This window comes from Psychrobacter pacificensis, assembly GCF_900101915.1.
In the GTDB taxonomy this organism is placed as follows: domain Bacteria; phylum Pseudomonadota; class Gammaproteobacteria; order Pseudomonadales; family Moraxellaceae; genus Psychrobacter; species Psychrobacter pacificensis.
The window spans coordinates 170545-192060 of the sequence record NZ_FNAL01000003.1; the positions used below are offsets into that span (position 1 = coordinate 170545).

At 43.7% G+C, this 21516-nt stretch carries 19 protein-coding genes and 3 tRNA genes; 18 read left to right on the forward strand and 4 right to left on the reverse strand.

Annotated features, from left to right (window positions below; genetic code table 11):
* Nucleotides 1-182 precede the first annotated feature (182 nt).
* Nucleotides 183-1790 (forward strand): inorganic phosphate transporter, encoded by a 1608-nt coding sequence (locus tag BLR43_RS03225; RefSeq protein ID WP_093068765.1) that lies wholly within the window; start codon nt 183-185, stop codon nt 1788-1790.
* A gap of 100 nt (nt 1791-1890) precedes the next feature.
* Here the strand turns inward: BLR43_RS03225 and BLR43_RS03230 are convergent, their stop codons facing one another.
* Nucleotides 1891-3534: an aminotransferase class I/II-fold pyridoxal phosphate-dependent enzyme gene (locus tag BLR43_RS03230; protein ID WP_093068767.1), complete on the reverse strand. Its 1644-nt coding sequence runs from the start codon at nt 3532-3534 to the stop codon at nt 1891-1893.
* Nucleotides 3535-3933: 399 nt separating this feature from the next.
* On the opposite strand from BLR43_RS03230, the gene msrB reads away from it, so the two are divergent.
* The 9 genes from msrB to BLR43_RS03275 all read left to right on the forward strand — a co-directional run bounded on the left by msrB (nt 3934) and on the right by BLR43_RS03275 (nt 9313).
* The gene (gene msrB / locus BLR43_RS03235) at nt 3934-4359 is read left to right on the forward strand and encodes a peptide-methionine (R)-S-oxide reductase MsrB (protein ID WP_058025889.1); all 426 of its coding nucleotides are present in this window, start codon (nt 3934-3936) and stop codon (nt 4357-4359) included.
* Between the two features lie 143 nt (nt 4360-4502).
* Entirely contained in the window at nt 4503-4988 is a 486-nt protein-coding gene (locus BLR43_RS03240; RefSeq protein ID WP_071001950.1) for a glutathione peroxidase, read from the forward strand.
* A gap of 327 nt (nt 4989-5315) precedes the next feature.
* Nucleotides 5316-5391, forward strand: a tRNA-Val gene (locus BLR43_RS03245).
* A gap of 52 nt (nt 5392-5443) precedes the next feature.
* A tRNA-Asp gene (locus BLR43_RS03250) sits at nt 5444-5520 on the forward strand.
* Nucleotides 5521-5980: 460 nt separating this feature from the next.
* On the forward strand, nt 5981-6136 hold the full coding sequence (locus tag BLR43_RS13995) for a YrhK family protein (protein WP_197496725.1): 156 nt from the start codon (nt 5981-5983) through the stop codon (nt 6134-6136).
* A 222-nt stretch (nt 6137-6358) separates the two neighbouring features.
* On the forward strand, nt 6359-6721 hold the full coding sequence (locus tag BLR43_RS03260; protein WP_093068769.1) for an ArsR/SmtB family transcription factor: 363 nt from the start codon (nt 6359-6361) through the stop codon (nt 6719-6721).
* Nucleotides 6722-6769: 48 nt separating this feature from the next.
* Nucleotides 6770-7177: an arsenate reductase (glutaredoxin) gene (gene arsC, locus BLR43_RS03265; RefSeq protein ID WP_093068772.1), complete on the forward strand. Its 408-nt coding sequence runs from the start codon at nt 6770-6772 to the stop codon at nt 7175-7177.
* Nucleotides 7164-7937, forward strand: coding sequence for an arsenical resistance protein ArsH (gene arsH / locus BLR43_RS03270; RefSeq protein WP_223333026.1), 774 nt, complete (start codon nt 7164-7166; stop codon nt 7935-7937). Before arsC ends, arsH begins: the two co-directional genes overlap by 14 nt.
* A 68-nt stretch (nt 7938-8005) precedes the next feature.
* The gene (locus BLR43_RS03275) at nt 8006-9313 is read left to right on the forward strand and encodes an arsenic transporter (protein WP_071001947.1); all 1308 of its coding nucleotides are present in this window, start codon (nt 8006-8008) and stop codon (nt 9311-9313) included.
* Nucleotides 9314-9444: 131 nt separating this feature from the next.
* Here the strand turns inward: BLR43_RS03275 and BLR43_RS03280 are convergent.
* A tRNA-Asn gene (locus BLR43_RS03280) sits at nt 9445-9520 on the reverse strand.
* Nucleotides 9521-9778: 258 nt separating this feature from the next.
* Nucleotides 9779-10981: a pyridoxal phosphate-dependent aminotransferase gene (locus BLR43_RS03285; protein WP_071001946.1), complete on the reverse strand. Its 1203-nt coding sequence runs from the start codon at nt 10979-10981 to the stop codon at nt 9779-9781.
* Between the two features lie 522 nt (nt 10982-11503).
* Here BLR43_RS03285 and BLR43_RS03290 point away from each other — a divergent pair.
* The 4 genes from BLR43_RS03290 (at nt 11504) to BLR43_RS03305 (ending at nt 16730) form a co-directional block, all read left to right on the forward strand.
* Entirely contained in the window at nt 11504-12241 is a 738-nt protein-coding gene (locus tag BLR43_RS03290; RefSeq protein WP_093068775.1) for an SDR family NAD(P)-dependent oxidoreductase, read from the forward strand.
* Between the two features lie 60 nt (nt 12242-12301).
* A complete protein-coding gene (locus BLR43_RS03295; RefSeq protein WP_093068778.1) occupies nt 12302-14008 on the forward strand; it encodes an NAD(P)/FAD-dependent oxidoreductase in 1707 nt (568 codons plus the stop codon).
* 60 nt (nt 14009-14068) lie between these two features.
* On the forward strand, nt 14069-15193 hold the full coding sequence (locus BLR43_RS03300; protein ID WP_093068781.1) for a DUF1365 domain-containing protein: 1125 nt from the start codon (nt 14069-14071) through the stop codon (nt 15191-15193).
* Between the two features lie 82 nt (nt 15194-15275).
* On the forward strand, nt 15276-16730 hold the full coding sequence (locus tag BLR43_RS03305) for an SAM-dependent methyltransferase (RefSeq protein WP_093068784.1): 1455 nt from the start codon (nt 15276-15278) through the stop codon (nt 16728-16730).
* Between the two features lie 116 nt (nt 16731-16846).
* Here BLR43_RS03305 and BLR43_RS03310 read toward each other — a convergent pair whose 3' ends face one another.
* On the reverse strand, nt 16847-18019 hold the full coding sequence (locus BLR43_RS03310) for an MFS transporter (protein WP_071001942.1): 1173 nt from the start codon (nt 18017-18019) through the stop codon (nt 16847-16849).
* A 105-nt stretch (nt 18020-18124) separates the two neighbouring features.
* On the opposite strand from BLR43_RS03310, the gene BLR43_RS03315 reads away from it, so the two are divergent.
* From BLR43_RS03315 to BLR43_RS03330, 4 genes are all read left to right on the forward strand, one after another.
* Nucleotides 18125-19015, forward strand: a complete 891-nt coding sequence (locus BLR43_RS03315) for a LysR family transcriptional regulator (RefSeq protein ID WP_228724559.1) — start codon at nt 18125-18127, stop codon at nt 19013-19015.
* Between the two features lie 39 nt (nt 19016-19054).
* The gene (locus BLR43_RS03320; protein ID WP_071001940.1) at nt 19055-19465 is read left to right on the forward strand and encodes a DUF2177 family protein; all 411 of its coding nucleotides are present in this window, start codon (nt 19055-19057) and stop codon (nt 19463-19465) included.
* A 154-nt stretch (nt 19466-19619) separates the two neighbouring features.
* Nucleotides 19620-20171, forward strand: coding sequence for an acyl-CoA thioesterase (locus BLR43_RS03325; RefSeq protein WP_071001939.1), 552 nt, complete (start codon nt 19620-19622; stop codon nt 20169-20171).
* Between the two features lie 171 nt (nt 20172-20342).
* Nucleotides 20343-21431, forward strand: coding sequence for a cation diffusion facilitator family transporter (locus BLR43_RS03330; RefSeq protein ID WP_083328842.1), 1089 nt, complete (start codon nt 20343-20345; stop codon nt 21429-21431).
* The last annotated feature ends 85 nt before the right edge of the window (nt 21432-21516 follow it).

Sequence of the window (21516 nt, forward strand, 5' to 3'; positions counted from 1 at the left end):
GATTCTAAGGTACGGCAGCAAAATCCGCTAAATATTATTGTTTAGCATTCATTGTTTAAAAAGCACGTTGCGTATTTATCATCATGCTACTTTAGTGTGTGGTTTTAAAACTCACATGTATGGCTGCGCAATGTTACTAATCGCATATAATTTCAATCAGCTTACGCAGGACGTATTAACGTATGGGTATTAGCAACAGTTCTACAGGGCCAACCCAATCAGTCGGCTCTACGAAAGTAAATCTATTTTTTGCCATTTTATTGATTGCGATGACCATCTACTTTTTGTGGTGGGGTTTAGATTACACCATGCGTCAGCAAACGACGCTGTTTATTATAGCGACCGCGTTTGGTGTCTTTATGGCATTCAATATCGGTGGTAACGATGTCGCCAACTCTTTTGGTACTTCAGTGGGTGCAGGAACGCTGACTATCCCGCAAGCATTGGGTATCGCAGCGATATTTGAGGTGTCGGGCGCCGTACTGGCAGGTGGTGAAGTAACCGATACCATCCGAAGCGGTATTGTCGATTTAGACGGCCTCTCAGTCGAGCCCAACCAGTTTATTTATGTCATGCTCTCAGCGTTGTTTGCTGCTGCGTTTTGGTTGTTATTTGCTACCAAAAAAGGTCTGCCAGTGTCGACCACCCATGCAATTATTGGCGGAGTGGTGGGTAGCTCCATCGTATTGGGTATCACGTTAGGTGGTACTGAAATGGCGTTATCAACGGTAAGTTGGAGCAAGATTGGCACTATCGCTATCTCTTGGGTTCTATCACCGTTACTAGGCGGCGTTTTGTCTTATCTACTATATGGCCAAATCAAGAAAAATATCATTGAATATAATGATAGAACAGAAGCGCATATTGGTGAGCTAAAAGCCAATAAAAAAGTATTAAAGCAAAACCATAAAGAGTTTTTGGATGGCTTGACAGAGTCAGAGCAATTGGCTTACACGTCAGCGATGCTACGAGATCAAGAAATCTATAAAGATGATGATTGCTTGGTTGAAGATTTAGAGACGGATTATTACAAAGAACTTTATAAGCTTGAAAACGAGCGCAGCAACCTCGATACCTTAAAAGCATTGAAGCAATGGGTGCCTATTATTGCGGCTGCGGGCGGTGCAGTGATGGCCTCCTTGGTTATCTTTAAAGGTTTGAAAAACGTCAATAACGGTATGACGACGCTGCAAGGCTTTTTAATCATGGGGATGATAGCAGCCCTCGTTTGGCTTGCAACTTATATTTATACCAAAAGTATCCGCGGCAAGCACAAAGAAGATCTGACCAAAGCCACCTTTATTATGTTTAGCTGGATGCAGGTCTTTACCGCGTCAGCATTTGCTTTTAGTCACGGCTCAAACGATATTGCCAACGCGGTTGGTCCTTTTGCTGCGATTATGGATGTCATTCGTACCAATAGCATCTCGACCGAAGCGGCTGTACCACCTGCTGTTATGCTGACTTTTGGTGTGGCACTGATTGTTGGTCTTTGGTTTATCGGTAAAGAAGTCATTCAAACTGTCGGTACCAATCTAGCGAAGATGCATCCAGCTTCTGGATTCTCAGCTGAGCTGGCCGCTGCTGCTGTCGTTATGGGCGCATCAACGATGGGTCTTCCTGTATCAAGCACGCATACCTTGGTTGGGGCTGTATTGGGTATTGGTATGGTCAATAAAGATACCAATTGGGCGCTCATGAAACCAATCGGTTTGGCATGGGTCATCACCTTGCCAGTTGCTGCTGGTCTATCAGCAATCAGCTATATTGTATTGAGCAATATTTTTTAATCTTAAGGCGCTAGAGCTCTGCACTAAAGCTTATTCTAGAGCCATAAAAAACGCTTATCAGCATGACGCCGATAAGCGTTTTTTAATGTCATATGAATATTTACTCAGTGCCAAACTGCTGGCGTTTTTTTGCAAAAAATCGGTCCAATCTATCCATCGCATTTTCTAAATCAAGCAAGTTAGGCAAAAAGACCAAACGAAAATGATCGGGTTTGTCCCAGTTGAAGCCTGTGCCTTGCACCATCAACACGTTTTCTTCGACGAGTAAGTCCATCATAAAGTCCATATCATCCGTGATAGGGTAAACCTCTGGATCCATTTTTGGAAAACAGTAAAACGCACCTTGCGGCATGGTACAAGAAATGCCTTTAATCGCATTGAGACGTGAAACCGCCATTTCGCGCTGTTTATATAGGCGACCTGTTTCGGAGGTCAAGTCTTGCATACTCTGATGACCGCCCATCGCTGTTTGGATGGCATACTGTCCTTGAACATTCGAGCAAAGGCGCATGGATGCCAGCATATCCAAGCCTTCAATAAAGTCAGTCGCGTGTTGTTTGCGTCCAGACACCATCATCCAGCCTGAGCGAAATCCGGCAATACGGTGTGACTTTGACAAGCCATTGTATGAGAGTACCAGTACTTCATCGGTCAAGGTGCTCATCGGTGTATGTACATTATCATCATAGAGAATACGATCGTAAATCTCGTCCGCCATGATGATTAAGTTGTGCTCTTTAGCAACTTCGATAATTTGTTTTAATAACTCATCGCTATAAAGGGAGCCTGTCGGGTTATTGGGGTTGATAACCACGATGCCCTTTGTTTTGCTAGTGATTTTAGATTTAATATCCTCAACATCAGGATGCCAGTTGTCTGCTTCATTACAGCGATAATGCACAGCGGTGCCGCCAGCGAGGTTAGCCGCTGCTGTCCAAAGTGGGTAATCTGGCATCGGAATCAGGACTTCATCGCCATCGTTCATTAGCGCTTGCATGGTCATGACAATCAACTCAGACACACCATTACCCAGATAGACGTCACGCACATCAACTGCTGATAAGAGGCCTTTAGACTGGTAATATTGCAAAATGGCTTTGCGCGCCGAAAAAATCCCTTGTGAGTCCGAATAACCCGTTGCCTCAGATAAATTCATCGCCACGTCACGCAAGATTTCATGAGGCGCTTCTAGACCAAACGGCGCTGGATTGCCTACATTTAGCTTCAGTATGCGCTTACCCTCTGCTTCCATTTTATTGGCAGTTTGGAGTAGGGGGCCGCGAATGTCGTAGCAGACGTTTTGTAATTTATCGGATTTTTTTATGGTGTTCATAGCGTGACCCTTTGTCGGGTAGGTTTGTGAATGTTTATCGGTGTCGGGAAAAGTCTCAAGCTGAGTCTTAGCTGCCCCATTGTCTGATGGGCTAGCTGAAGCGTGAGCTGTCTCTAAATCCATACTTTGAGATAAATAGTTGTCTTCGGATAAAAGCATACTAGTATCTTCACTTTGAAGATCACCGCGCAAGAGATAGCCTTCGCTACAGCCTAAAATACGAGCCAGTGTCGGTAGCTTAGATGAGACAATACCATTAGTGCCGCGCTCCCAGTTGGAGATAGCGCCGCGACTGACCTTTGCACCAGCGGCTGTCATTGCCTGTGCTAGCTGCTCTGCGGTAAATCCTTTGTCTCGGCGTAGCTGTACTAGCCGCTCTGCTTGCGTGCTTTTACTATTGCTATCGGACATTGTTATTTGAGCCTTTATCAATCAGTGAACGTGTATAGATGATACAAAATTGAATATTTTTTCATAACTTACCAATGCAAGATATTATTGCATTACAAAAAATATTGCAAGAGATAGAAACGCTTTTTATAAAATGCAAGAATAACTTGCAATATTGTGTCTTTTCCTCTTTGCTGGATGCTCATATCTTGCTCACATCTATAGATAAGCGAATATTATTGACTGTATTTTATTAGAAGGGTGCTGCCCAAAGCACTGTAAATCACCTAGCATTGGCAGTACTCTTTTTAAATATGCCTTGAATAGTGAGTTGTGAACCTTCACATATAACCCATCGTTTTTATAATAATATGGCGATAAAATAGTTATCAATAATAAATAATCGAATAAGGGTACATTATGCAAGACAATCAATTGAGTAAAGAAGAAATCAGCCAATTGACCGAAGCTGACTGGAAAGAGCGTTTGAGCGCTGACGAGTATCATGTGATGCGTGAAAAGGGCACAGAGCGTCCATTTACAGGCGTTTATAACGATGCAACTGATGATGGTGTTTATCGCTGCAAAGGCTGCGGTGCCAGTTTGTTTGATTCAAGCAACAAGTTTGATGCGGGTTGTGGTTGGCCAAGTTTCGATCAAGGGATTGATAACAGCGCGATAGACGAGCATGTTGACAACTCATTGGGTATGATTCGTACCGAAGTCACCTGTAGCAACTGCGGTGCACATTTAGGGCACGTGTTCCCTGATGGTCCACGTGAGACGACAGGTATGCGCTATTGTATCAACTCAGTATCTATTGATTTGGATAAATCTGAGAAGTAAGTCCTTTATCTGATTTTAGAAGTGTGAGAGGGGAAGTACAGAGTGCTTCCTTTTCAAGGGTTTCTAATATTCATGTGATAAAGAAAACGGCGTTATTGAAACAAATAATCAAAATAATAAAATTCTCAATTTAAGGATAGATGATGAGTACTATTTATGACTTCACCGCTGAGCGTATGGACGGCAGCTCGCAAGCGTTTTCTGAGTATAAAGATAAAGTATTGCTAATCGTTAATACGGCAAGCAAATGTGGATTCACTCCGCAGTTCGAAGGGTTAGAATCGTTATATCAACAATACAAAGATCAAGGGCTAGTCGTTATCGGCTTTCCTTGTAATCAATTTGGCAGCCAAGATCCCGGTAGCAATGACGAGATCGGCGCGTTTTGTCAAAAAAACTATGGTGTCAGCTTTCCTATGATGGCGAAAATTGATGTCAATGGTGCAGACGCTCATCCTATCTATGACTGGCTTAAAGACCAAAAAGGTGGCCTACTGACAGATGGCATCAAATGGAATTTCACCAAGTTTTTAATCGATAGCAAAGGGCAGGTCATCGATCGTTATGCGCCAACGACCAAGCCAGATGCCATCAAAAAAGACATTGAGCAAGCATTAACCAATAAGTAAGTATCGAGTCTAAAAAAAATGATTTTTTATGAAAATATAAAATCAATAAAAACATATGCTTGCTAAAAATTTCGATATAAAATTGAAAAATATTTAAAAAATTGAAAAATAGCGTTTGACAGCCAAGTGTAAATCTATATAATACACACCCACAGCAAGAGGACTTACTTAGATAAGCCCAGCTGATTAAGTTAACATTGAGTGTGACAGCTGATGATAGCTTTAGAAGTTGAAAAGCTTGATTGCTTTAAAAGCTTCAGAAAATTCCCTTTAAGGAATTTTCTCTTGCGAACCTAAAATTGCAGTGCAATTTTTTAACGGTTCTCAGGGTGATTAGCTCAGTTGGTAGAGCGTCTGCCTTACACGCAGAATGTCGGCGGTTCGAATCCGTCATCACCCACCACTTTTTAGCAAGTGGGCTCTTTAAATAAGAGCAAGAAGCTAAGACGACCTAAGCAGCGGTAGTTCAGTTGGTTAGAATACCGGCCTGTCACGCCGGGGGTCGCGGGTTCGAGTCCCGTCCGCTGCGCCATATTTAAAACGAATTTAGACTGTAAAGTTTAAGCAAGTTTCGCCTCAAGTATTAGTTTACTTGGGGTTTTTTTGTGTTTAGGTGTTTTTGCTTAATGTCATCATATTTTGGTATATTGCAGATGAGCCACCCACGATAGCACGATCATCAATCGAAAATCCTTTTTGCCACTATTTTCAGTAATATGTAATATAAGTAAAAATTAGTCTTAAAATTATTGGATAAATAAGCCATAGCAGGTATTAATCTCTTTATTTTCGTACGCCTTACAGCGCCTTCTGTTGACAGCGGCATTTGCAGCCTGATATATCTGTTTGCCTAATAAATATAGATATATAAGGGATGCATTTTGAGTGATAGTAAAAAGCTAGATTTAGGGGTTGGACAAGATCATATTGTGATACAGCGACGTTACAATGCGTTGGGCGCAGTCAATGATTTACTTATCGCTATTTAGTTTTTGATTGGTAGGTCTTTCTTTTTAAAAGAGTCGCTCACCACAGATGGGACGTGGCTGTTTATTCTTGGTAGTGCACAGCTACTTATAAAGCCACTGATCAAGCTGATCAGCTTGATTCATGTCGGTCGAGTATACAACCTATCAAATCAGCGGTAAGTTATAGCGTTAGGTAATACCGCGCTTGTTATAACCCATAAGCTGTAACTATAAATACAAATACAATCAATTTATCCAGTATTACTCCCAAGGATAATAGCCACTAGTGCTAGAAGTAGTTTGGCTCATTGAACGATAGTGAGTGTTCTTTGATACTTCCAAAAGAAAAAATTTCATCCAAAAATCATTGAATTATTTCCATATGTCTATATTATTGGACATATGGAAATAACTAATGCTACTGCAAGCTTTGCAGCACTTTCTCAAGACACTCGTCTAAAGGCTTTTAGGTTGCTGGTCAGCCACGAGCCTGAAGGACTCCCTGCGGGTGAGGTAGCCCGTCAGCTCTCTGTGCCGCACAATACCATGTCGGCGCATCTAGCAGTGCTGTCAAGAGCAGGGTGGGTGGTCTCACAGCGACAGAGTCGGCAAATTATCTATCGGGCGTCGCTCTCACATATGGATAGCGTCATTCAATTTTTATTACAAGACTGCTGTGCAGGCCATCCAGAATTGTGTGCCTCACTCATCGACAGTTTAAGTGGATGCAGGGTAAATGAGTCTGCTGAGCAAGATAATCATTAAACCAATAATCGATTCAATAAACATACTGATAAAATAGGTAAGATGACGATGAAACCTTTAATTTTGCATAACCCTAATTGTGGAACCTCTCGCAACACACTTGCCATTATGAAAGCATCAGGAGAGACGCCAGAAGTGGTGGAATATCTAAAAAACCCACCAACACGAGCACGCTTAGTTGAGTTATTAGCCCAAATGCAAATCTCTCCAAGAGAGTTGCTAAGAAGTAAAGAGGTGGTTAATGATGAGCTTGGCCTAGACAACCCTGAGCTCTCTGATGATCACATCATCGATGCCATGATCGCGCATCCTATTTTGATCAATCGTCCGATCGTGGTGACTGATAAAGGTGCGGCCTTATGTCGTCCTTCAGAGCGCGTGTTTGAACTGCTAGCAAACCCTGTCAGTAGCTTCACAAAAGAAGATGGAGAGGTCATTTATCATGGCAAACACTAAGGCCGAACCAGCATCAATAACGGAGTCTACTGCTTCAGCAAATTCTAGCTTTGACGATTTACCCAATATCGATGTCGACAATATTCAACCAATCGACATTGAGTCGTTGATCGCGCCTAATGACCCACGTCATGCGCCCAAAATATTGGTGTTGTACGGCTCTGTCCGCGCGCGCTCATTCTCTAGATTGGCCGCGGAAGAGTCGAGCCGACTGTTACGCTGGTATGGTTGTGAGGTGCGGATGTTTGACCCATCAGGCTTGCCACTGCCTGACGATGTAGATTCAGATCATCCAAAAGTGCAAGAGCTACGAGAGTTGGCGCAGTGGTCAGAAGGGATGCTTTGGGTGAGTCCAGAGCGTCATGGCAGTATCACCAGTATCATGAAAGCGCAAATCGATTGGATTCCGCTGTCTTTGGGTGGCGTGCGTCCAACACAGGGTAAAACCTTAGCACTAATGCAAGTCAGTGGCGGCAGTCAAAGCTTTAATACGGTCAATCAGATGCGTATTCTTGGACGTTGGATGCGGATGATCACTATCCCTAATCAGTCCTCTATACCCAAAGCCTTTTTAGAATTTAACGATAACAATCGCATGGATATGTCGCCGTTATATCTGCGTCTTGTCGATGTCTGCGAAGAGTTGGTGAAATTTACTTGGCTTACCCGCGGACGCTCAGCGTATCTTACCGATCGCTATTCAGAACGCGTCGAGAGCGCTGAAGAAGTATCGAACCGCGTCAATCAAAAGTCGCTTTGATACGGATACGCTAAGACTGTTACCCCAATACAATCACATTAACATTATTATTTAAGTAAGGCTGTGCCATGCTTGCGTTCGCTATTTTTGTTGTCACTCTGGTGCTGGTAATATGGCAACCGAAAGGGTTGGGTATCGGTTGGAGTGCGATGGGCGGCGCCTTGGTCGCGTTAGCGCTTGGCGTCGTGCAGCTATCAGATGTCGGTATCGTGTGGGATATTGTTTGGGATGCGACCTTTACTTTTGTGGCGCTGATCATCATCTCGCTTATCTTGGATAGAGCAGGATTTTTTGGTTGGGCAGCGCTGCATGTGGCACGCCTTGGCAATGGGCAAGGGCGACTGCTGTTTCCGATGATTGTTATATTGGGTGCGTTTATTTCTGCGTTTTTTGCCAATGATGGGGCGGCGCTATTACTGACGCCCATTGTGATTGCGATCTTGCTGCGCCTAAATTTTGCACCACCTTCCGCTTTAGCTTTTATCATCGCGACGGGTTTTATCGCTGATACAGCAAGTCTGCCCTTGGTCACCTCAAATTTAGTTAATATCGTTAGCGCCAATTATTTTGATATTGGTTTTGGGCGTTATGCGGCAGTTATGGTGCCCGTGAATATTGTGTCCGTATTGGCGACGCTACTGGTATTGTGGATGGTCTATGCCCGTCATATTCCTAAGCACTATCCAGTCGATAATCTAAGTGCCCCTGCATCCGCTATTACCGATCCATTGGTCTTTCGCGCCGCTTTTCCATTGTTGGGTTTGCTACTGGTTGCTTATTTTGCGACCGAGCCGCTAGGGTTACCTATTTCACTTGTCACTGGCGCTATCGCATTGTTGCTAATGGCCATCGCTGGTCGTTTGTGGCAAGGCGGACGCGGCGCGGTGATTTCTGTCAGTGATGTCGTACGCAAAGCCCCTTGGCAAATCGTCCTGTTTTCGATTGGTATGTATTTGGTGGTGTATGGCTTGGGCAATGCAGGTCTTACCGCCTATGGCGCGCGCGTGCTTAACTGGCTAGGAGGGCAGGGCGCAGTCATTGCCACAGTAGGGACTGGGTTTTTATCTGCCATTGTCGCGTCTATCATGAATAATATGCCAGCGACTTTGGTCGGTGCGCTCGCGATTGATCAGGCGCAAGTGCCCGCTGCGACGCGAGAACTGATGATTTATGCCAATGTAATCGGCAACGATTTGGGCCCTAAGTTTACACCGATTGGCAGTCTTGCGACGTTATTATGGTTGCATGTATTGGCAGAAAAAAACTACAAAATTAGCTGGGGACAATATATAAAAATAGGCCTGCTGATTACGCCTCCTGTGTTACTAGTGACGCTTTTGGCCTTGGTTGTTTGGCTGCCTATGCTGCCAAGCTAATTAAGACAGTAGAGTCAGTGCAGAGTTGCTTTCAAATACAAGCCATAAAAAAACCCCCATCAAACTGATGGGGGTTTTGGCAAATGCCATAATTGAATCTATAGTGACTCAAAAGGTTTACTACTAAAATGTGGCTCTCCAACCTGGGCTCGAACCAGGGACACACGGATTAACAGTCCGTTGCTCTACCAACTGAGCTATTGGAGAATAGGTTGTAAGTAACTAATCGCTTACAACGAGCCTTAGAAGTCTCTAACGAGTTCTTGCTAAGTGGGGCGTATTCTAGCAAAGATAAAAAATACGTCAAGCGTTTTTTTTCATAACTCGTAAAAAATATCACTTTAATGATGAGGGAGAGGGCTTTTACGGATAAATAGCAAAAACAACCATAAAAAAGACGCCGCATAGAAACGACGCGGCGTCTTTTTTGTTAAAGCACTTGTAAGGCTAACGATGCTTTGTGACTTATTCGGCAACGTCCAAGTCAGCAATGGCTTTTTCGATACGTGACAAGGCATCTTGCAATGTGGCTTCATCAGTCGCGTAAGAGATACGCATATAGCCACCAAGACCGAAAGCATCACCAGGTACGACCGCGACACCGACTTTTTCTAGTAACCATGCTGAAAACTCAGTACATGATGATAGGCCAGCGGCTTTGATGAGTGGCTTGATTTCAGGATACACGTAGAACGCACCGTCAGGGCGCAAGCAAGTGATCCCTTTGATGGCGTTTAGACCATTAACGACTAGGTCGCAGCGCTTCTCAAATGCCGCTACCATTGGCTCAAGTACGCTCTGATCGCCACTGATGGCTGCTTCTGCAGCCACTTGGCTGATGGAGGTTGGGCATGAAGTAGACTGTGACTGTACTTTTTTCATCGCGCCGATGAGTTTGGCAGGGCCACCAGCATAGCCAATACGCCAGCCTGTCATCGCATAGGCTTTAGACACACCGTTTAGGATAATGGCACGGTCTTTTAGCTCAGGCGCGGCATTGAGGATATTGTAGAACTTATCACCCGTCCAGCGGATGTGCTCGTACATGTCGTCTGATGCCACATACACGTGTGGATGCTTTTTCAATACTTCAGCGATGGCTTTTAGCTCATCCAAGGTATAAATCATACCAGTCGGGTTAGAAGGGCTGTTCAATACCAACAGTTTGGTTTTTTCAGTGATGGCGTCTTCTAGCTGCTCAGCGGTGATTTTGAAATCTTGCTCAGCGGGGCATTTTACGATGACTGGTACGCCTTCTGCGATGATAACCATATCAGGATAGCTCACCCAGTATGGTGCTGGGATGATGACTTCGTCGCCAGGATTGATAAACGCTTGGGCAAGGTTAAAGAATGACTGCTTACCACCGACCGATACTAGGATTTCGTTTGGCTCGTAGCTGATGTCATTGTCACGCTTGAATTTCTCTATGATGGCGGTTTTTAGCTCTGGCGTACCATCAACAGCAGTATATTTGGTGAAGCCATTATTGATGGCATCGATTGCTGCTTTTTTGATGTGGTCAGGGGTATCAAAATCAGGCTCGCCTGCACCCAAACCGATAATGTCTTTGCCAGCTGCTTTTAGTTCTTTTGCTTTATTAGTAATCGCTAGCGTAGGAGAGGGTTTGATGCTATTGACGCGGTCAGACAGTTGCAACTCGCTCATGAGAGATCCTTTTTTATATGGGAGTGGGATTGGTAAAAATCGATATTAATTATATAACGCTTTTATCACTATCAGGACAAGATATCGGGCAGTTTAGACAATCACCTCATCTTGTCGTGAAGATAGCCACAATTCGATCATAAATGAGACGCTCATCCATGTCTGCGCGGCTATTTTAATATTGTAGCATGCTGATATAGCGCTGTCTTATTACCCCGATAACAAAACATTGCGGACTGTCTTTTAGCATGACTCACTGTATAAATATGAAGACCACAGCAAAGATAAGATGGTTTCGTTGTGGCAATTGCGAAGACACAACAATAAACCTATAGCCGACTACTATAACTATTTAGGTTTGTTAAATAAGATGGCGTATAGGTTAATAAAAACAAGCCATATAACAGAGCACAAATACGCTCAGATGAAAGCTTGCATCCGAATTTAAAAACAGCTCTATTCAGCTCTTTGTTGAGCGATACGCTTTTCATATTATAAGAACATTTAAAAAGGATATTCACGATGACAGATTCTGCTGAAAAACAACACATTCTTATTACTGGTGCGACCTCTGGTATTGGCAATCAATTGACCAAGGATTATCTGCTAGAGGGCCATACCGTGTATGCTGTCGGCCGTGATGACGAGGCGCTGGCTGAGCTAAAATCGCTCGGCGCAGAGACGATTGATTTGGACCTGATGGATCGTGAAAAAGTCATTGCAGCGTTTGAAAAAGTCGACACCATTGATTTGGCGATTTGCGGTGCTGGCATGTGTGAGTATTTAGATATGCCAAACTTTGATAGCGAAGTATTTATGAAAGTGATGTCAGTCAATATGGGTACGTTGTCTCATGCCATCGAAGGCGTATTGCCAAAGCTCATTGCGTCTAAAGGTCGCCTAGTCGGTATCGGTTCAGCGTCTGCTTACGTGCCGTTTGCCCGTGCTGAAGCTTATGGTAGCTCAAAAGCTGCTATCCATTATCTGATGAAAACATTACAGATTAGCCTCGCACCACACGATGTGTCGGTGAGCTTGGTCGTACCGGGTTTTGTTGAAACGCCAATGACTGAGCAAAATGATTTTCCTATGCCGTTTATCCAGACGCCAAAGCAGGCCAGTCAAGCCATCCGTGATGGCATAGAAAGCGGGCACGAGGTTATTGAGTTCCCCAAAAAATTAACGATGCCACTAAAAGCATTGGGCACATTGCCTGATTTGGTCTGGCAGCAAGTGAGTGAGAAACTCAATAAGAAATAACTTACTGATAAGCAGATCATCCACGATAACAACCGCAAAAATATAACAGGGAATGCTTTTATGCCGTTTATTCGTTTCAAGCGTGCAAATAACCAAAAAACTACGGACAGCAATGATGCCAAAAATGCTGACCATCAGGCAGCGCAAAAACGTATCGCCATTATTGGCTCGGGTGTGTCAGGACTGACCTGTGCGCATTATTTAGGCGCGCAACATGAGGTGACCGTTTTTGAGGCCAATGATTATATCGGCGGGCATGTAAATACCATTGATGTGGCACTACAGGACGGCAAAAAAGCAAAGACTAGTAACGTAGAGAGTAGCGCCATAGATACCGGTTTTATTGTTTTTAATGAGCGTACTTATCCCAATTTCTTCCGTTTGCTCCACGATCTGCAAGTGCCATTTCAGGCGACGGATATGAGCTTTTCGGTCAAAAATACCGCACGTCGTTTTGAATACAATGGGCATACGCTCAACACCTTATTATCGCAGCGCAAAAACGTACTCAATCCAAAGTTCTGGCAGTTTATCAAAGATATCTTGCAGTTTAATAAACACATTAAGCAGCTCCGTCAAGAGTATGATAGTGCGCGTGCTGCGGGGCAAGACATTAGCGGATTTACTGAGCAGACGCTAGGTAATTACTTGGCTCAACAAAACTATGGTCAGCTGTTTACTGATAACTATCTGCTGCCCATGGTATCTGCCATTTGGTCAACCAGTCTGGATGAGGTGCAAGATTTCCCACTGGTGTTTTTTGCGCAATTTTTTGACAATCATGGCTTGCTCGATGTGGTCAATCGTCCGCAGTGGTTCACGATTAAAGGCGGCTCAAAACAATACGTTAATAAACTGATTCCACGCTTTATCAAAGCGGGTGGCAAAGTGCGAGTCAATAGTCCAGTACAGTCTGTGACACGTGATGGTGAGAAAGTGCTGTTGACGGTTCAGAACAAAGGTGATGCTAACAACATCGAGAACCTTGTATTTGACGAGGTTGTTTTTGCCTGTCATGCAGACACCGCACTGAAGATTCTAACAGATGCCAGTACCACTGAAACTGAGGTGCTGAGTCACTTCCGCTTCACCGAAAACACGGCTGTATTGCATACCGATACGAGCGTCTTACCCAAGAAGCCACTGGCATGGGCAAGCTGGAACTACCTTATTGATAGAAAGACTTCAGACAATGTGACAGACAAGAATCAAGCTGGCGTAAATACACAACGACCTGAAAAACCCGTGCTAACGTATCATATGAATATCTTGCAGCGTCTGACCAAGAATCATAATTATTTGGTTACGCTTAACCATGAGATAGATGATCAGCAAATCGTCAAAAGCATTGATTATAGCCATCCAGTGTTCGATCTAAAGATGATTGAGGCGCAAACCAAATGGTCAAGTATCTCTGGCACAGGGTTGCATACGCATTTTTGCGGAGCATATTGGTTTAATGGCTTTCATGAAGATGGCGTACGCAGCGGTCTACGTGTGTGTCAGGCGCTCGGTCATGATATGGATATAAAAGACGAGGTTGATCCAGCGTATTTGCCTAATGCGGATAGCGCACATACGCCGTTTCGTTATAAAGACTTGCCAGTAAAAGCTGACACAAAAGCACGCACCCTTGATAAGCGTCAGATTAACACTGCGACCACCAACCAGGAGCTGGTTGAGTATGCTGAGCGCTTACAGAGTGCGGCTGATGATAATAATCAAAATAAAAAACGTGGTTTATTTGCTCGCCGTAAAGCCAAATAGCCTTGCGAGCAATATTGCAAATTTTTCTATCATCATGTGCCTTTACCGAAGAGAGTGTCTATGACCGTGTCCACCAAACCTACTAATGATATGTTACGTCATGAGCTAGCTTGTGATACTACTGCATTAGCGCATCAATTGCTTGAGGGCACGACATGGCATAGTCGGTTGCTACCTAATGTGAATAAGTTTGTTTATCCGTATCGCTATTGGGGCATCAATATCGGTGCATTGGCGGCAGGACAGGATCTTCCAGAAATAGACACGGCAGCTTTTGGTGAGCATAAGGTTTTAGGCGTATCACACCTGAGCAAGATATTACCAAAGAAGTTATTGGCAAAGGGATTGCCTTTATTTTCAGCTAAGACAAAAGCGCTGCAACAATTTTGCCCTAATGATTATCTAGAGGGTTTCAATAGCCTAAGTAGTAATGAAAGCCTAAATGACAATGAGAGCCTAAATGACAATGAGAGCCTAAATGACAATGAGAGCCTAAATGACAATGAGAACATAAGTGACAATAAAGATATTGATGGCAACTTACCGTCTAATCAAGCGCTAGAGCAGCGTCTGAGCCAAGCATTTATCAAACATGCAGGTAGCAGTCCTACAGGAGATATGGTGGGATTACTCGTATGCCGTAATGCAGGTATGTATTTTAGCCCAGTCAATTTTTACTTAGGGTTTAATGAGCAGCAGACGCCGACGCACTTATTGGCTGAAGTATCCAATACACCTTGGGACAAGCGTCATTACTATGGGTTTTTGTTAGAAGGAGAAGAGACTGAGTTTTGTCATGACAAGGACTTTCATGTGTCACCTTTTAATCCTATCGATCAGCTATACCGCTGGCAGGTGACGGTAAAACGTACACAACAACATACGGCAGATAAGCAGTCAAGCACAGGCTTGCAAGTTCGTATTGCGATCAATATCAGTGATGAGCGCGGTGAGGTCCTAAGAACGGGTATAAAGATATCAGGGGTGCCGCTGACAGAAACCACCGTTCGCAATAGCTTACGAAAAAACCCACTGATGAACATGACCTCGTTAGCACGTATTTATGGGCAAGCCTTTAAACTCTATGCGATCAAAAAGGTGCCTTATATCAATTATGATGAAAAATTGACCGATAGTAATCAGAAAACATCTGCCTCTTTAAAAAACGAAACTTTAAACGATTGATAATCTAGAAATCCAAAAACCAGCAACACATTTTATATAGTCAATTTCAAAACAAAAGAACCTAGACAAGGACAACCATACGATGTCAGTACGACCGACTGACCGAGCACCAGTGACAAAATTAGAGAAATTAACCGCTCGCATGAGTAGAGTGGTTAACGAAAGTGCCGTACTACAGCCAGTCAGCAATAGTATGAATAACTTAGCTAGAAAGCTTATATTTCGTGCGTTACAGCACGTTCAGTTTGGTAGCCTCACGCTGATTGAAACATTTGACGAGCAGGAACCTAAGACAAGTAGTTTTGGTAAAGTAGCTACTAACGACGCTAGTAGTTCAGCGGTTGGTCGCCATTCACTACATGTGACATTACAGATTCATGATAGCGCTGTCTATCGTCAGCTATTACTTGGTGGCTCTATCGCGCTAGCAGACAGCTATATCGATGGTGAATGGGATACGGATGATCTAACAGGTTTGATTCGTTTGGCAGCTCGTAACTTAGCAGTGCTCAATAAACTAGAAAATCGTTTTGCAGGTATTAGTAAAGCATTTGAAAAAGCGAAGCATCAGCTACGTAGTAATGACAAATCTGGCTCCAAATCCAATATCCTAGCGCATTATGATTTGGGCAATGATATGTATGAGCGGTTTTTGGACGATACGATGATGTACTCATCGGCAGTCTATCCTACGCCTGACGTGACGCTTAGCGATGCTCAGCAGCACAAACTGTCGCTCATATGCCAACGTTTACAGCTGAGTGCTGATGATAGTGTCATTGAGATTGGTACAGGCTGGGGTGGTTTTGCGATTTATGCAGCTACTCATTATGGCTGTCATGTGACCACTACTACGATATCTGATGCGCAATATGACGAGGCGCAGAGACGAGTGGAAGCGGCAGGATTGTCTGATAAGATCACGCTTCTTAAGCAAGATTACCGCGAACTGACGGGAAAGTACGACAAGCTGGTCAGTATCGAGATGATTGAGGCGGTGGGACATGAGTACTTACCGACGTTCTTTGCCAAGTGCAATAGCTTGCTCAAACCAACGGGTCTTATGGTATTGCAGGCCATCACTTTTAATGATCAGAATTATCAAGACTATATCGATTCGGTCGATTTTATCCAGACACATATATTCCCAGGGGGCTGTCTGCTATCCAACCAAGAGCTGACGACACAGTTTACTGAGCAGACGGACATGGTCATCAAGCAACTACATGATTATGGCTTTGATTATGCATATACGCTGCGTGATTGGCGTGCTGCATTTATGGCACAGCGAGCAGAGATTCAGGCGCTTGGCTATGACGATGCCTTTATCCGCCTATGGGCGTTTTATTTTTGTTACTGCGAAGGGGGATTCTTGGAGCGTACCATCGGTGTGGTTCAAGTCACTGCGGTGAAGCCTAACAATATTGACACGCTGCATTTTTCCGATTTACCAAGTGCGGTCTTAAAAAACGAAACGGTTTCGAATGATGAGACGGCCTTTCATGACGCAGATATGGCAGACACAGCGACAGTATAAGTTAAGTGATATAGATACGGCTTTTTCATAACACTTATATGGTCTCATACTGCATAAACAGTTTGAGACCCGTATGTTGAGAGGTTGTATATTGAAAAGTTTTACATTGAAAGGTTCTATGATGTTTGCAGGGCACGCTTATCAAGTAGACCTGAATAGCGTGTTACCGCTAATGCCATTAAAGAGATGACAGCGCCGATCCAAGCTGTATCTTGCAGTGACATATTTTCAACCACGCTACCACCGATGACTGAGCCCAGTGCAATACCGATATTAAATGCAGCAATGTTCAATCCAGAAGCGACATCGACAGCGTTCGGTGTATATTTTTCAGCTTGTTTGACCACGTAGATTTGTAGGCCCGGTACATTACCAAAGGCAAACGCACCCCATACCAAAATAGTGAGTACAGCAGCGATCTTGGATTGCATAGTAAAGGTGAATAATAAAAGAATAATGCTTAAGGCGCTAAATATAATGCTAAGCGCACTAATAGGGCCACGTTTATCTGCAAGTTTGCCGCCCCAGATATTACCGATAGCAACGGACACGCCATATACTAGCATGATAATACCGATGGCTGATGGCGCAAATTTGGTTTGTTGTTCTAAGATAGGTGCTAGGTAGGTAAATGCCGTAAACGTACCGCCATAGCCGAGAATAGTCATTAAATAGACCAGTAGTAATTGCGGTTTTACAATGACTTGTAATTGCTCTTTGAAGGTTGCAGGGATAGATTTTTTTAGGTTTTTTGGTACTAATATAGCGCTACCAATTAAAGCGATTAAACCCAGTGCTGAGACGACCAAAAACGTAGCGCGCCAACCGAAATGCTGTCCAATCCATGTACCAAGGGGGACGCCAGTGACGAGCGCCACAGTGAGTCCGGCAAACATAATGGCAATTGCACTGGCTTCTTTTTCTTTACTGACAAGGCTAGTAGCTATCATGGAACCAATAGAGAAAAACACACCATGTGCCAGACCAGTCAAGATACGGGCAAGTATTAAGGTTTCATAACTGGGTGCTTGCCAAGCCAGCAAGTTGCCGATGACAAACAGACCCATTAGGCTCATCAGTACTATTTTACGATTCCAGCGACCAGTGAGTGCAGTAAGGATAGGGGCACCGATAGCGACACCAACGGCATATAGGCTGACGAGCAACCCTGCTGAAGGCAAGCTCACGCCCAAATCGGTGGCAATAGTTGGTACCAATCCAACAATGACAAATTCGGTTGTCCCAATTGCAAATGCGCTTAGAGTAAGCGCCCATAAAGCGAGTGGCATAACGACATCCTAATAATTAAATAATGCGCGTAGTTTGACCGATTTATAGTTTGCAAAAAACAGCACAAATGACAAAATACCTTTGTTAATTTTGTAAAGGTCATCATGATGATGGGACATGCTAAAACAGAAGATATAGAGATATTTTTGACCGTAGTGGATACGGGCAGTTTTACTGGCGCTGCCAACTTGCTGAATCAGCAAGTCGCTAAAGTGTCTCGTGCGGTGTCCAGACTCGAAGATACGCTGCAATGCACGCTATTAAATAGAACGACACGGCGCTTAGAGCTGACGGAGGAAGGACATGTCTTTATTAGATATGCGCGTGAGAGTTTAAATACGTTATATACCGGTGAAGAGGCAATTAAGCTGTTAAAACAAGCGCCGAGTGGGCATCTACGAATTGACGCTGCGAGTCCGTTTGTATTGCATCAGCTGACGCCTTTGGTTGGTGAGTTTGTGCAGCAGTATCCGCATATTACGCTTGATTTGACCTCGCATGACAATATCATCGACTTGCTTGAGCATAAGACGGATCTGGCTATCAGAATTGGCGATTTAAAAGACTCAAACTTGCATGCGCGTCTATTGGGTAAAAGTCAGCTGCGGCTAGTAGTCAGTCCTGAATATTTATATCAGCATAATGAAGTAGCTCATATTAATGATTTAAGCACTCATAAATTAATTGGCTTTAACGATGCGTCAAAGCTAAATAGCTGGCCACTAAAAACACCAGTGAAACTGAACTTTCATATGACTGGCAGTAGCGGCGAGACTTTGCGTCAGCTGTGTTTAAATCATCAAGGTATCGCTTTACTGTCAAATTTTATGATTGGTGACGATTTGAAATCTGGACGATTGGTTGAGGTGTTGCCTGAGGCTATAGTAACACCAAACAATCGCGAATCCATACAGGCGGTCTATTACAAAAACAGTGCCGTATCATCGCGTATTTTAGCATTTTTAGATTTTATTCAGCCACGACTGACATTATAAGTTTTATCCGTTTTTATTCATTTTATAAGGGGTATTATCATGGGTTACGTTTTTATTTATCTTGCCGCGGTGGTTATCTTTCTAGGAGTGGATGCTGTTTGGCTGACGACCATGAAAGGGGCTTTTTATGAGTCGCGCATCGGTCATCTATTGGCGGATGAGCCTAACATGATGGCCGCTGGTATCTTTTATATGTTTTATATCTTGGCACTCTGCATATTGATTCTATATCCACAAATCAAAGCAGGTGCATCAGTTGGTCATATTTTCTTACTTGGTGGTTTGATTGGTCTAATGGCCTACGGTACATATGACTTTACTAACTTGGCACTATACAAGGGCTTTACGCTAGATACAGCGCTCGTTGATTTTGTATGGGGCGGTGTTTTAACGGGGTCAGTCAGCGCGATTGTCGCTTGGCTGGCTTATCGTTTTCATTGGTTGAGCTAACCAAGATCGCCCTTATTCATAAAAGCTGGCCCTATATAGCTCTAATTTACATAACCTAGACCGATTAGAGACACAGGGCTGTTTGCGCTATTTGGTGTCCTACTGTATAAATGGTAGGCACAACAAATAAGTGTCAAACCATTTAAGGAACGTTATGCCGCAATACAATACCAGCTCGACTGCCAAAAAAGCCCCACTGAATCATGAACTATATATGTCGATATTGATGACGCCTGATATGGCAAATTTTATCGGTAATGTCCATGGCGGTGATTTGCTAAAGATGCTCGATCAGGTCGCTTACGCTTGTGCCAGTCGTTATAGTGGTAGCTATGTCGTGACATTGTCCGTGGACCAAGTTATGTTTCGTGAGCCTATTTATGTGGGCGAATTAGTAACCTTTGCAGCCAGTGTCAATCATGTGGGAAATACCTCAATGGAGATTGGCATTCGTGTTGAGGCAGAAGATGTGCGTGCTCGTACCGTGCGCCATACCAATAGCTGCTATTTTACAATGGTTGCTATCGATGATAATGGCAAGCCAACTCCTGTCCCTCCGCTTGTCATCAAGAATAAATTACAGCAATGCCGAGCAGATGCAGCGATAGAGCGAAAAAAACTGCGTATGGAAAGCGCACATCGTCCCAGTTGTGATATTGAAAGCTTGAATCAAAATTTTGGCGAGCCTGAAGATATTGCCAAATAGAGTCACTAGATCTGGTTATCAGATGTTGATGATATAACGGCCTTACGCTACAACGACTCACTAAAAAGACACTGATATTGTAAAGCGCTTACTTTAAGCTGATAGGTATTTCAAGCCATTCGTCCATGGTGAATATATTCACTATCAACATGTTATTCCAGTGAGTTTAGTATGAGTCTAAAGCCATCCGTTGGTAATCCCCAACATCATTCGTCAGCTTCTTCTAAAGTGCCGAGTCATCGTGCGCGTGGAGGTGGCAACCTGACAACCTTCAATGATCCTAAATTAAAGCATACCCTTAACCAAAGTCCTGAAACCAACGATGAGCACTCAGGCTCGCTCATTACGGTGTTGATTGCCGTTGGTGCCAATGTCATTATCGCGATTGCAAAAACCGTGGCTGCCTTTTTGACAGGATCTGCTTCCATGATTGCTGAAGCAGCTCATTCATGGGCGGATGCGTGCAATGGTACGTTGCTCATTGTCGCCGAAAAAAAATCTGTTAAACCTGCTGATAAGAGCCATCCATTAGGCTATGGCAAAGAATCCTATGTCTGGTCAATGATTGCTGCTTTTGGTGTATTTACGGCAGGCTCGATTGTGTCTATTTATACGGGTATTAAGGAGTGGAACGCTACTGAATCTGAGACCAATTATACGATTGCTTTTATCGTTTTAGCAGTCGCCTTTGTGCTTGAGGGGTTTTCGCTGGTTCAGGCTTATAGACAGAGTAAAAAGCACGGCGAAGCATTAGATGTGAGTGCGCTTGGCTATGTGGTAGATACCTCTAATCCGACTTTGCGTGGTGTGTTTTTTGAGGATTTAGCTGCCGTTATTGGCTTGGTGGTTGCCGCCGCCGCTATGGGCATGCATGCCTATACTGGAGAGGCTTATTGGGATGCGCTTGGTTCTATCATTGTAGGCTTATTACTGGGGGTGGTCGCGATATTTTTGATTAGCCGTAACCGTGATTTTTTGGTGGGGTATAGAGTCACTGACCGTATGCACGAGTATGTGTTGAGCGAACTGCTCAATCATCCAGATATCGATAGTGTGTCCTATCTACACCTAGAGTGGGTTGGTCCTAAAAAGATCTTTATGGTCGCCGCAGTGGATATCGCAGGCAATCAGAAAGAAGAACATGTCGCTCAAAAGTTTGAGGAGATTGAAAACTTGTTCCGAGATAACCCTGTATTCCAAGAGGCAATTTTGACACTATCGGCACCGAATGCTGATATTCTGAAATTAGAAGATATTTGAGCTATAAAGCAAGTCAATAAAAGAGAATACAGTGGACGGATTTATTGGCAGCAGGTAGATTGTTAAATATTCGATACGTCATTCA